This is a genomic window from Streptomyces sp. NPDC044063 (assembly GCF_056434285.1).
The window spans coordinates 179340-190492 of record NZ_JBWKFM010000001.1 but is presented as its reverse complement, the minus strand read 5'-3'; the positions used below and the strand labels follow the sequence as shown (position 1 = coordinate 190492).

Here is an 11153-nt window from a genome sequence, read left to right as displayed (position 1 = left end):
CATCACACTTGCTATATTGCGCAACTAGATAAATGAGAGAGGTGCTTCGCGCGTTTGCCGGGCACACCGCGAGCATGAGCACGCCCGCGATCCCGGACCCCTCTCGCACGACAACTCCACGCACGGTTCACCCGGCCGACGCGCCATAAGACCACCACAACGGTCGGCTGCCGTGGGGTGTTGCGCACGTGAGCCCCGATGACAGGAACGGAATGATTCACCGCATCGCACGATCCATAGCCGTCTTCGCGATCGCCGCCATGGCAGTGGCAGGACCGGCAGTCGCGGCTTCCCCGGCCGCGGCCGCCCCCGGCCCGGCCCGGTCGGCAGCGATCGCCGCCCCGGCAGGCGGCGGCGAGACGTCCACCGAGGCCGGGCGCCCTCACACCGCCGTCGCCCCCGCCTCGACGGTGGAGCTGGCCGCGAAGGAGGAGAAGAAAAAGAAGAAGGGCTTCTTCGCCAAGCTGGGCAAGTTCCTGCTGGTCGTCGTGCTCCTCGTCCTCCTCTTCTTCGTCCTCCTCATCGTGGCGATCGTCTACGCCGCGAAGCGGATCTTCCGTCGCCGCGGGTGACGTTCGCCGTCGAGGCCCCGCGGAACGGCTGGAACCACACCTCCAGCACGAACCAGTGCCGTGTGGCCGGGCCGCGCACGTAGAGGCGCGGCCCACGCCCGACGGCATCGCTGAACCACTTGAGCGGCGAGCCGTTCGGCATCGTGGAATCACAGATGACCTTGGGCACCGGTCAACCGTCGATGCGCCTCTCACCAGGCACAATGAGCCATATGGCCAACAGGGGGGACATCCACTTCACGCTGCCGCGCGGAGCGACAGGCTTCTTCCACCCGAAGGAAGGCCCGCTTCCACGAACTGATCCGCGGGCCTTCCGCACCGCCCTGTACGCCGCCGCCCGCGTCGCCGGAGGCGAAGTTGGCGAGATGGAGGCGCAGACGTATCCCAGGACCTTCCACGCCGCCACGGTCGTCGGGCGCTCCAGCGAGGACGTCGTTCTCTGCCACGCGCACCTTCCCTGGATCGCTTTCGCCGGCGCGCGTCAGGACTGGTACGGGGAGGAGTTCCTCACGCCGCCGCCGTGGGCTCAGGCGTTCACCGACGCGGGCTTCACGGTCCTCGGCGGCGAGCAGCTCGCCACACCGCTCTCGGACGTCGATACGTCGGTGCTCACGCGGGACGAGTGGCGGGCGGTCCGTCTTCACGGGGTCACCACGCTGGGCGGCGTGCTCTTCAACGCCTGGGACTGACCTCCGCACCCCAGGCCACCGAGGGTTCCGCACCGGACCCGTCCCCCGTTTGGGCTAGTCCCCGCTGCGCCGACGCCCACTCGCTGCTCCGGTGGGAAGGGTGCGGAAAGTCCGCACCGTCGGGAGGTGAGCTCGCATGGACACGACAGTGCACACCGAACGGACCGAGAGCGTGTACGAGCCCCCGCTGCTTGTCGAGGTCGGCGACTTCGCCGACCGGACCGAGGGCGACGGATACACCGAGGACGAAGGCGATTTCTCTTGGTTCGACCCTCAGTGATCGAGCCCGATGGCTGCTGGTTCGTAGTCCTTCCGGACCGCGAACCGGCGGCCGTCGTCGTCGCCGGACTGCGCCGCTACGCCTGCCGAAGCGTGCCGCACGCCTCGGGGCGGCCATGGCTGCTCGGCTGCTGGGGAGCCGAGCAGCTCATGGTGGCCTCGTACGGCGCGACCCGCGTGGCGCTTGCCGGTACGTGCTCGCTCGGTGGGAGCACGCTGGCCGGGCGGCTGCGGTCGGTGAGCACGGTCGCGGACGTCGAATCGGTCGTGGCGGGCGCCGCGGGAAGCTTCCACCTGATCGCCTCCGTGGCCGGCGCGGTGTACGCGCGCGGAACGCTGTCCGGGGCCCGGCGTCTGTACCGGGCGGAGGTCGGCGGGGTGACGGTCGTCGCGGACCACGCCCGCACGCTGGCCTGGCTGAGCGGCGCCGAGCCGGACGAGCGGCAACTGGCGGCCCGTCTGGCCGTCCCGGGGCCGCCGTACCCGGTGGCCGGCGGCGGGCTGTGGCGGGGTGTGGACGCGGTTCCGGCGGGCGAGGCCCTTCGCCTCGGCGTCGACGGCCGCGCCCGCACGACGCGCTGGTGGACCGCTCCACCCGGCGAGCTGCCCCTGGTCGTGGGCGCGGCCGGGGTGCGTCAGGCCCTGGTGGAGGCGGTGGAGGCGCGGGTGCGCCCGGGAGATGTGGTGGGCGCGGATCTGTCCGGCGGCCTGGATTCCACCTCCCTGTGCTTCCTGGCCGCCCGTGCCGGAGCCCAGCTCGTGACGGCGACGATCCACTGGGCCGCGCCCGGCAACGAGGACGCCGACTGGGCGGACCGGGCCGCCGGCCGCCTGCCCGGCATCGAGCGGCTGGTCTTCGAACCCGGCAGCCTGCCCCCGTATTTCACCGGCATCGCGGAACGCCGAGAGCCCGGTGACGAGCCGTCCGTGGCCCTACGTGGCCGCGCACAGCAGCGGCACATCGCGGACGCGATGCGCGCGGCGGGCGCCCGGCGACGCCTGACGGGACTGGGCGGGGACCATGTCGTCCAAGCTCCGGACCAGTACGTGCACGCCCTGGTGCGCCGCCACCCCGCCCTCGGGCTGCGCCATGCCGCCGGTTTCCGCGCCCGCCGGCGCTGGCCGCTCCGCGCGACCGCCCGCGCTCTGCTGGACGCGCGCCCCTACCCGGCCTGGCTGGCAGATACCGCCATCGCGCCGCCGCACCACGGTGCCACGCCGGTCGGCTGGGGGCCGCGCCCGGCGCTGCCGCCCTGGGCGAGCGAGCGAGCGGCCGGGCAGCTCGCCGCCCTGCTGCGGTCGGCGGCCCGCGATGCCGCGCCGCTGGCCGCCGACCGCGGCCGGCACGCCTGGGTCCAGCAGGCACAGGACGCGGGCCGGACGGCCGCACACCTCGCCTTCGAGTCCGCGTGCGCGGGCCTCCCGGCGGCCGCCCCGTACTGCGACGACGCGGTCGTCACCGCCTGCCTGACGGTACGCCCCCACGAGGCCCGCACCCCGTGGTCGTACAAACCGCTCCTGGTCGAGGCGATGCGTGGCGTGGTCCCCGACCAGGTCCTCGCGCGTACCGGCAAGGACCACGCCGGCGTGGAGTACTTCGCGGGCCTGAGGCTCCACCAGGCCGAACTGGCGGCCTGGGCCGCCGACTCCCACTTGGTCGCCCGCAGCCTCGCCGACGAACGCGGCCTGCGGGACGCGCTGCTCAGCCCCGGCCTGGTCGACGCGGGCGCGCCCGCGCTGGAGACCACCCTCGCCGTGGAGGAATGGCTGCGCGACCTGGCGGCCAACCCGGTCCCCGCCTACTTGAGGGAACACACCCATGAGCCTGCGACTTCGCTCTGATGTCACCGCTTGCGACACTGATGATGGCCTGGTTCTGCTGGACGGCCGCACCGGCCGCTACTGGCAGCTCAACCGCACCGGCGCGCTCATCATCAACGCCCTCCTCGGCGGCACCAGCAAGGAACAGGCCGCCGTCCGTCTGACCGCCACCTACCCGGTCACCCGGCGACAAGCCGACGCCGACGTCGACGAGCTCCTCGACCGGCTCGCCCGGGCCGGCCTGGTCACCCGATGAGCCAGGTGCTCCCGGCCGGCGGCCGTCCCGGACCGCGCCGCCGCTTCGCCGCCCGCGTCGCCGTCGCCGCCGCGCGGCTGGTCGCCCACCTGCCCCCGCGACGGATCCGCGCCCTGCTGTGCGCCGCACGCCGCGGGGCCGCGCCGGCCACGTACGAGCAGGCCCTGGCCGCCCGCGGTGACGTCGTCGCCGTCAGTGTGCTGTGCTCGGGAAGATTCTGCCTTCAGCGTTCCCTGGCGACCGCGCTGCTGTGCCGGATGCGCGGGGTATGGCCGACCTGGAGCACCGGGGTGCGCACTCCCCCGTTCGCCGCCCACGCATGGGTGGAGGCCGACGGTCGGCGCGTCGGCGAACCGGCCGACACCGCGACCTACCGCACCCTGCTCACCGTCCCGCCCCACACGCCTGGAGACTGACGGCACTCCCGCCGCTCAGCCGCCGCGGCCAACCGCCCGCCTTCCGCTATCGGAAGGCCTACTGGGCGCGACAGCAGGGCGTGCCCCGGCCAGGGCGCCGGTCGTTCATCAGTTCTCCCTACCAGTCACATTCCGGATCCGAAATCATGGCCGCACCGCCATGATCGAAGGAGCACCATGACCGACGAAGACCGTTCGCCCGAGCCGTCCGCCACGCCGGCTCCGGACCCGGGACCCGAGCCCCGGCCGGGCCTGTGGCAACGCCTGAAGCGTGCGTGGCAGGGCGAGGACGACGACTGACCACCGCGGGACCGTCCGCCGGTGGTGGCCCGGCTCGGCGGCGTCGACACCGGCGAGGGATCGTGGAGGGAGAAGGCCGTCCGTGGACGGCGAAGGAACGCGCCCCGCGCACGATCCCCGTACGGCACGCCACGGGGCCGGAACGGGAGAGGGGCCTGCCGAGGTGGTGGAGCGATGGAGCTTCCCCTGGTCATCGGCGTCGACGGGTCCGTCGCGAGCCTGACCGCTCTGGACTGGGCCGTGGACGAGGCGGTCCGTCTCGCCCTGCCCCTGCGCATCGTCCACGCGTCCCTGTGGCAGCGGTACGAGGGGGCAGTGCCATCCTCCGGCGACGAACAGCGGGAGGAAGGGCTGATCGCCGATCGGGTCGTGGCCACGGCCGAGCACCGCGCACGATCACGCGCCCCGCAGCTCGCGATCCATGCCGTGGTCGTGCCCGACGACGCCGCGAGCGCGTTGCTGGCGGAGGCGCGTGCGGCGAGGATCGTGGTCACCGGGTCGTCGGGGCGCGGAACGGTCCGGGAGCTGCTGCTGGGCTCGGTGAGCCTGTCGGTGGCGGGCCGGTCCCACTGCCCCGCGGTCGTCGTTCGCGGCGGGGAACGCAACATGCACGGGCTGTGCCGGCGCGTGCTCGCCGGCGTCGGCGATCCCGCCGAATCGGTCGCCACGGTCGACTTCGCCCTGCGTGAGGCGGCCGCGCGGCAGGCCGAACTCCAGGTCGTCCGCTCCTGGCGCTGTCCCGCCGAGCTTCCGGTGGAGCACATGGTGGCGCCGGGCGCGGCGGCCCGTGCGCACGAAGGGCAGGCCGCCGACGCCCTGGCCGAGGCGGTGGAACGGGCGCGGCACGACTTCCCGCAGGTCCCGGTGGTCCGGCTGACCGTCGAGGGTCCCACGCACAAGGTGCTCGTCGAGCTGTCGGCCGACGCGGACCTGCTGGTGCTCGGGGTGTCCAGACGGCATGGGCATGCCGGCTTGCAGCTCGGGCGCGTCAGCCACCACGCCCTCCACGCCGCCCACTGTCCGGTGGCCGTGGTGCCCCACGCGTGAGGGTGCCAGGGCGACCGACGGACATCGCCCTCAGGCCTGCCCGGTCTCGAAGCGGGAGATCTTGTCGCCGGACACGGTGAAGCGCCATGCGGTGCGCATCGCACCCCAGCGATCGTTGGTGTAGTCGGCCACGAGAGCGGTCCCGCCGTCCGCCACCGATTCGACGTCCATGCGGGCATTGCTGCCGAAGACCTCGCTGTCGACCCAGTTCCGGAGATCGCGATCGCTGCCGTCGTCGCTCATGGTCGCGTCCGGCGTGAGCAGGTCGAAGAAGCCGTCGCTGTCGCCGGCGTTGACCGCGTCGACGAACTTGGCCACGGCCGGGTCCAACTCGTTCAGGGGCATGACGTCTCCAAGGGTGCGGAAGCTGGCCATCCGCTCAACGAACGCCCGACCGCCAGGTCACCGGCCGTGGCGGGACAGGTGGTGCGGGGCCGGCCCATACGGTCGTGACCCGGATGGCGGCCTCGGTGAAGCGCCCGGGCGAGGGGCTGGTGATCCTTGCCGTAGGGACCCCGCCGACCGGGGCCGTCAGCCAGTCCGACAGTCGGAGCAGGAGGTGGCGTGGCTGCCGAGACGAGGGTGGTCTCCACCCGGTACGGCAAGGTGTCCGGCATGGTCGGGAACGGGATCGCCCGGTTCCTGGGCATCCCCTACGCCGCCGCGCCCTTGGGCGTGCACCGCTTCGGTCCTCCCGCCCCGCCCACGCCCTGGACCGGGGAGCGTACGGCCCACGCCTTCGGGCCGACGCCGCCCAAGCCGGCTGCCGCCGGGGGCCCGTTGTCCGCCGTGGTGCCGGACCCGGTGGTGCCGGGCGAGGAATGGCTGACCCTCAACGTCTGGACCCCGGACGCGGGCGGCGAGGCCGGGCTGCCGGTGCTCGTGTGGATCCACGGTGGCGCCTTCGTCTCCGGGTCCTCGGCCATGCCGCTCTTCGACGGCACCGCTTTCGCCCGCGACGGCGTGGTCTGCGTGACGATCAACTACCGGATCGGCGTCGACGGCTTCGCCTTCCTCCCCGACGCCCCCGCACCGGCCAACCGCGGCCTGCTCGACCAGATCGCCGCCCTGGAATGGGTACGCGAGAACATCGCCGCGTTCGGTGGCGACCCCGCCCGGGTCACGGTCGCCGGCCAGTCCGCCGGCGGCGTCGGCGTCCTGGCCCTCCTCTCCCTCGACCTCGGCCTCTTCCACCGCGCCATCGTCCAGAGCGGCTCCGCGCACATGGTCCAGAGCGCCGACGACGCCGCCTGCGTCACCCACGCCCTCGAGGCGCGTCTCGGGCTCCCGGCGACCGCCATGGCCATGGCCGCCGTACCCCTCGAGACGCTCATGGCGGCCCAGGCCGAGATCAGCGACGCCGTCAGCGCCGGCCCGAAGGCGTACGGGCAGGAGTCCCTCCAGGCCTGCGGCATGGCCTTCACCCCCGTCGTCGACGGCGACTTCCTCACCCGCCGCCCGATCGACGCCATCGCCGCCGGCGCCGGCCGCACCGTTCCCCTGCTGATCGGTGCCACCGCCGAGGAACTACGCCTCACCGTCATGACCACCCCCATGGCCCGGCTGCCCGACGAGGAGTTCTTCCGGACCATGGCCGGCCTCTACGGCGCCCCCGACGGCTGCTACGACGCCTACTTCCGCGACGGCTCCCCGGCCTACCCGCGCCGTACCCCCGCCGACATCGCCTGCGCCGTCCTCACCGACCGCGTCTTCCGCATCCCGACCTGGCGCGTCGCCGAAGCCCGCACCGCCGCCCCCGCCCCCACCCACGTCTACGAATTCGGGTGGCGCTCCCCGGCCGCCCCCGCCGGGCCCGAGGCCCCGCTGGGCGCCTGCCACTGCCTGGACCTCCCTTTCGTCTGGAACGCCCTGGACAACCCGGTCACCCGCCCCCTGACGGGACCGAACCCGCCCCAGGACCTCGCCGACGACCTCCATCGCACGTGGGTCCGCTTCATCACGACCGGCACCGTCGACTGGCCCGGCTACGACGACAGCCGCCCCGTCATGACCTACCGCGGCGACACACCCGGCACCGGCGTGGTCCACGACCCGCACCACGCCGACCGCGCGGTGTGGGAAGGGCATCTCCAGCCCATTCCGGAAGGCTCTGGCGAGTAGGCGAGTCCTACCAAGGCCAGTCGGCGTTCCGCCCCCTCTCCAGCAGCGGCACCATGCGGAACGCCGCGTCGGTCAGGCCGCCGAAGGTGTGCCGGTTGGCGGATCCGGACGGGCCGTGGCCGGGCCGGTAGCCGGCGAGGTTCCAGGTGTAGACGGGGATGTCGGCCGGGACCTGCTGGGTCGGGTCGCCCGCGTGGTGGTACGACGCCTGCTCGTCGGTGACGATCAGGACCCGGTCGTGCCCGCGGTAGTACCGGCGGACGGCCTCGGTCGTGTCGGTCCCTCCCAGGCTGCCGAATCGCTCCAGCACCTTCAGCACCGACTCACCGCTCCGGTACGCCACGGGCGCGCTGGTGGTGCCGAACTCGACCAGGTCGGCCTCGGCCGCGCGCATCGCCACAGCCGTGCCGAAGATCGCGGCGGCGTCCGCGCGGTTGAGCTCGGACCTGTCGGACAGCGGCGACCACATGGAGCCGGAACGGTCGACCAGGACCAGCGTCCTGCCCGGGAGCCGGGGCACGTTCGCCAGCGAGTGGCCCAGGGCCCGCTCCAGCGGGTAGGCCCAGCGCAGCGAGGGCGCGTGCTGGTAGGCGGCCAGGTACCGGAAGGGGAACTGCCGGGAACGGGCGACCTCCTCGGGGTCGGCTATGCGCGCGGCCACCCGCTGGGCGACCTCGTCGCGGACGCCGGCCTCGTCGAAGTTCCGCAGGTTGCGGACCAGCGCCATGGTGCCCATGGAGGGGATGACGGCCTCCCAGGCCGCCGCGTCCATCGGTCCCTGCAGCCAGCCCGCCAGGGCCTCCCACGTCATGCCCGCTTCCGCCAGCCGCTCCGCACCACCCGGCCCGGTGACCAGGGCACGGCGCTCCGCGACGGGTACGGCCATCAGGGCGCGGTGGGTGGTAAGGGTGCGGTCGGCGGCCGGCGGGGTGGCGCTGTCGGGGTTGTGCCGGCGGTCCAGGGCGTACTGGAACAGGTCGCCCTGCCACGGCTTGTCCGGGTCGGGCGTGGGGTGGACGAGGTTGAGCACGTCACCGAAGCGGTACCCGCGGGAGGCCGTGTCGTACTTCAGGAGATTGCGTCCGGTGTAGAGGCGGCGTACGGCGTCGGCGATGCCGCGCTTGACCGGCTTGGGCACGTTGCGGCCGTGGGTGGAAGTCCAGTAGGCGAGCATCTCGCCGGGCTCGTCGGCCCGGCGCAGGACGGAGTCGACGACCTGACGGTTCGCCGGACCGTCCGTGGCGCCGGCCTCGAGCCTGGCCTTGACGTACTCGGCCGCGCCGACGAGGGAGGCGGTGCGCATCTGCCCGTCGCCACGCAGCCACGTCAGCAGGCCCGCGGTCCAGGCCGGGTCCTCGACGGCGAGCTTGCGCACGAGCGCCGCGAACCGGTCGTCGCGGGCGGTGCCGCTCTCGTGGAACGTCTGCTGGGAGACGAAGTTCGCGACCGCGAGCAGGAACAGCTCGGAGCGGTCGTCGCGCACGTATCCCTGGCCACCGAGGTGGGTGCGGGTGGGGCCGGTCGTGGTCACGGGCGAGGCCGGGCGGGCCGGCTTGGGCGCGCGGATGTTGAAGCGTGCCATGTGAATTCCCCCGAATTCATCCGGGGAAGCACGGCGGGGGGCGTCCGAGATCGGAAGGGTCGGCGACGGTACACGACAGCCGCTCTTCCTGACTGAGCTACACCAGCCCGAAGCTGGGACGGGATTCGAACCCGCGACCGCTGTTCCGAGAAGTAACCGTCACCTGCGCACCGGACGCCCCGATGCCGCGCCTCCCGAGTTCAAAGTGGTCACGGCGTGGGATTCGATCACAACGAAGTAGCCGTGGCCCGCGCACCGGGAGGTGCGTGAAGCATAGGTGTCCAGAGATCGAGGCGGCGGAACCGAACATGGTGCTCTGCCGACTGAGCTACACCGACCTGAGCGCCGGCGGTGGGACTCGAACCCACGTCCACCCGATGTGGAGTCGAAGTAGGTCCTGCCTTCGCACCTGGACGACGCTCACTGTAGGGGGGGTTGAGAACCGGAGCGCCAAGGGTTTTTCGCGTGTTCGCCTCATACGGTCTCCGGCAACCGCTCGATCGCCGCGTCGATCCGGGCGAGGGCGCGCTCGCGCCCCAGGAGCTCCACCGACTCGAACAGGGGCAGGCCCACCGTGCGGCCGGTCACCGCGACGCGTACCGGGGCCTGTGCCTTCCCCAGCTTCAGACCGTGCTCCGCCGCCGCGGCTTCCAGCCCCGCCTTGAGGCCGGCCGCCGTCCAGTCGCACGCGCCCCACCGCGCACTGACCGACACCAGGATCTCCCGGGCCCCGGTCTTCATGGCCTTGGCCCACGAGGCGTCATCCTGCGGTGGAGCCTCCAGGAACAGCCAGTCCACGTACTTCGTGATCTCCGACAGCACCGTCAGCCGCGTCTGCGCCAGGCCGGCCACCGCCGCGAACACCGACTCGTCGAACCTCTCGGGAGCCCACGGCGCGTACGGGGCCCGAAGCCACCGGCGGCACTCGGCGGCGAACCGCGCCGGCGGCAGGGCACGGATGTACTCGCCGTTGAAGGCCGAGAGCTTCTTCACGTCGAAGAACGCCGACCCCTTGTTCACGTCGTCGAGGCGGAACAGCTTCTCCAACTCCTCGTAGGGCCGGATCTCCACGTCGTCGCCCGGGCCCCAGCCCAGGAGCATCAGGTAGTTGACCATCGCCTCCGGCAGGTAGCCCTCGGCGAGGTAGTCCTCCAGCGCCACCTTGTCGCGGCGCTTGGACAGCTTCTGCCGCTTCTCGTTGACGATCACCGGAAGGTGCGCCCACACCGGGGGCCCGGCGCCGAGCGCGTCCCACAGGAGCTGCTGCTTCGGGGTGTTCGACAGGTGCTCCTCGCCACGGACGACGTGCGTGATGCGCTCGTGGATGTCGTCCACGGCGTTGGCCAGCACGAAGACCGGCGAGCCGTTCCCCCGCGCGATCACGAAGTCCTCCAGGGACGCGTTGGGGAACTCGGTCCGCCCGCGCACGACGTCGTCGACGACCGTCGCCCCGTCGTCGGGAGTGCGGAAGCGCAGCGCGCGGCCCTCCACGTACCGCAGGCCCCGCTCGCGGCAGAAGCCGTCGTATCCGAGGTGCTGCGATCCGGTCCGTTCGACCAGGTCCTCCCGCCGGCAGTCGCAGTAGTACGCCTTGCCCTCGGCGTACAGGCGCAAGGCGGCCTCGCGCTGGGCCTCGGTGTTGTGCGACTGGAAGTTCGGTCCTTCGAAGGCGGAGTCGTCCTTGCTGATCCCGATCGCCGTCAAGGCGCTGATGATGCCGTCCACCCATTCGGGACGGTTGCGTTCGGCATCCGTGTCCTCGATCCGCAGGACGAACCTGCCCTGCCGCTGTCGCGCGAGAGCCCAGTTGAACAGGGCGGACCGGGCACCGCCGACGTGGAACATGCCCGTCGGCGACGGGGCGAAGCGAACACGGATGGTGTTGGACATGTACTTCAGCGTAGTGGTCGCGGGTGACAACGGGCGGTGGGGGGGGGGGGGGGGGGGGGGGGGGGGGGGAGACGAAGAGGGGGGGGGGGGGGGCTCCCCTCCCCCCATTTGGGGGGGGACGCGTGTCCGGGACGGGGGGGAAGGGGGGAGGGGGGGGTGGGGGAAGCGGAGGGAGAGCTG

12 protein-coding genes are annotated in these 11153 nt (G+C 72.6%); 9 read left to right on the top strand and 3 right to left on the bottom strand.

What is annotated here, in order from left to right:
• The first annotated feature begins 212 nt into the window (after window positions 1-212).
• The 8 genes from AC07BS_RS00825 to AC07BS_RS00790 all read left to right on the top strand — a co-directional run bounded on the left by AC07BS_RS00825 (window position 213) and on the right by AC07BS_RS00790 (window position 5380).
• Window positions 213-572: a hypothetical protein gene (locus AC07BS_RS00825; RefSeq protein ID WP_478929119.1), complete on the top strand. Its 360-nt coding sequence runs from the start codon at window positions 213-215 to the stop codon at window positions 570-572.
• Window positions 573-727: 155 nt separating this feature from the next.
• Entirely contained in the window at window positions 728-1261 is a 534-nt protein-coding gene (locus tag AC07BS_RS00820; RefSeq protein WP_478638975.1) for a hypothetical protein, read from the top strand.
• A 136-nt stretch (window positions 1262-1397) separates the two neighbouring features.
• On the top strand, window positions 1398-1541 hold the full coding sequence (locus tag AC07BS_RS00815) for a lasso RiPP family leader peptide-containing protein (RefSeq protein ID WP_478638976.1): 144 nt from the start codon (window positions 1398-1400) through the stop codon (window positions 1539-1541).
• Window positions 1538-3382 carry an asparagine synthase-related protein gene (locus AC07BS_RS00810; protein ID WP_478638978.1) on the top strand — a complete coding sequence of 615 codons (1845 nt, stop codon included), beginning with the start codon at window positions 1538-1540 and terminating at the stop codon, window positions 3380-3382. Before AC07BS_RS00815 ends, AC07BS_RS00810 begins: the two co-directional genes overlap by 4 nt.
• Window positions 3360-3617 carry a lasso peptide biosynthesis PqqD family chaperone gene (locus AC07BS_RS00805; protein WP_478638979.1) on the top strand — a complete coding sequence of 86 codons (258 nt, stop codon included), beginning with the start codon at window positions 3360-3362 and terminating at the stop codon, window positions 3615-3617. The genes AC07BS_RS00810 and AC07BS_RS00805 overlap by 23 nt, the downstream gene beginning before the upstream one ends.
• A complete protein-coding gene (locus AC07BS_RS00800) occupies window positions 3614-4033 on the top strand; it encodes a lasso peptide biosynthesis B2 protein (protein WP_478638980.1) in 420 nt (139 codons plus the stop codon). Before AC07BS_RS00805 ends, AC07BS_RS00800 begins: the two co-directional genes overlap by 4 nt.
• Before the next feature lie 177 nt (window positions 4034-4210).
• A complete protein-coding gene (locus AC07BS_RS00795) occupies window positions 4211-4333 on the top strand; it encodes a hypothetical protein (protein WP_478638982.1) in 123 nt (40 codons plus the stop codon).
• Window positions 4334-4507: 174 nt separating this feature from the next.
• The gene (locus AC07BS_RS00790; RefSeq protein WP_478638984.1) at window positions 4508-5380 is read left to right on the top strand and encodes a universal stress protein; all 873 of its coding nucleotides are present in this window, start codon (window positions 4508-4510) and stop codon (window positions 5378-5380) included.
• A 30-nt stretch (window positions 5381-5410) separates the two neighbouring features.
• Here AC07BS_RS00790 and AC07BS_RS00785 read toward each other — a convergent pair whose 3' ends face one another.
• The gene (locus AC07BS_RS00785; protein ID WP_478638987.1) at window positions 5411-5725 is read right to left on the bottom strand and encodes a nuclear transport factor 2-like protein; all 315 of its coding nucleotides are present in this window, start codon (window positions 5723-5725) and stop codon (window positions 5411-5413) included.
• Window positions 5726-5944: 219 nt separating this feature from the next.
• Here AC07BS_RS00785 and AC07BS_RS00780 point away from each other — a divergent pair, with 219 nt between their 5' ends.
• The gene (locus AC07BS_RS00780; RefSeq protein WP_478638988.1) at window positions 5945-7501 is read left to right on the top strand and encodes a carboxylesterase/lipase family protein; all 1557 of its coding nucleotides are present in this window, start codon (window positions 5945-5947) and stop codon (window positions 7499-7501) included.
• A gap of 7 nt (window positions 7502-7508) precedes the next feature.
• Here AC07BS_RS00780 and AC07BS_RS00775 read toward each other — a convergent pair whose 3' ends face one another.
• A complete protein-coding gene (locus AC07BS_RS00775) occupies window positions 7509-9083 on the bottom strand; it encodes a TROVE domain-containing protein (protein WP_478929114.1) in 1575 nt (524 codons plus the stop codon).
• A 474-nt stretch (window positions 9084-9557) separates the two neighbouring features.
• Entirely contained in the window at window positions 9558-10928 is a 1371-nt protein-coding gene (gene gltX / locus AC07BS_RS00770) for a glutamate--tRNA ligase (protein WP_478930033.1), read from the bottom strand.
• Window positions 10929-11153 lie beyond the last annotated feature (225 nt).

Excerpts from the sequence above, each read along its gene's own strand:
- AC07BS_RS00800 (WP_478638980.1), top strand. The coding sequence starts at position 3,614 with ATGAGCCAGGTGCTCCCGGCCGGCGGCCGTCCCGGACCGCGCCGCCGC.
- AC07BS_RS00820 (WP_478638975.1), top strand. The coding sequence starts at position 728 with ATGACCTTGGGCACCGGTCAACCGTCGATGCGCCTCTCACCAGGCACA.
- AC07BS_RS00825 (WP_478929119.1), top strand. The coding sequence starts at position 213 with ATGATTCACCGCATCGCACGATCCATAGCCGTCTTCGCGATCGCCGCC.
- AC07BS_RS00785 (WP_478638987.1), bottom strand. The coding sequence starts at position 5,725 with ATGCCCCTGAACGAGTTGGACCCGGCCGTGGCCAAGTTCGTCGACGCG.
- AC07BS_RS00790 (WP_478638984.1), top strand. The coding sequence starts at position 4,508 with ATGGAGCTTCCCCTGGTCATCGGCGTCGACGGGTCCGTCGCGAGCCTG.
- gltX (WP_478930033.1), bottom strand. The coding sequence starts at position 10,928 with ATGTTCCACGTCGGCGGTGCCCGGTCCGCCCTGTTCAACTGGGCTCTC.
- AC07BS_RS00815 (WP_478638976.1), top strand. The coding sequence starts at position 1,398 with ATGGACACGACAGTGCACACCGAACGGACCGAGAGCGTGTACGAGCCC.
- AC07BS_RS00795 (WP_478638982.1), top strand. The coding sequence starts at position 4,211 with ATGACCGACGAAGACCGTTCGCCCGAGCCGTCCGCCACGCCGGCTCCG.
- AC07BS_RS00775 (WP_478929114.1), bottom strand. The coding sequence starts at position 9,083 with ATGGCACGCTTCAACATCCGCGCGCCCAAGCCGGCCCGCCCGGCCTCG.
- AC07BS_RS00805 (WP_478638979.1), top strand. The coding sequence starts at position 3,360 with ATGAGCCTGCGACTTCGCTCTGATGTCACCGCTTGCGACACTGATGAT.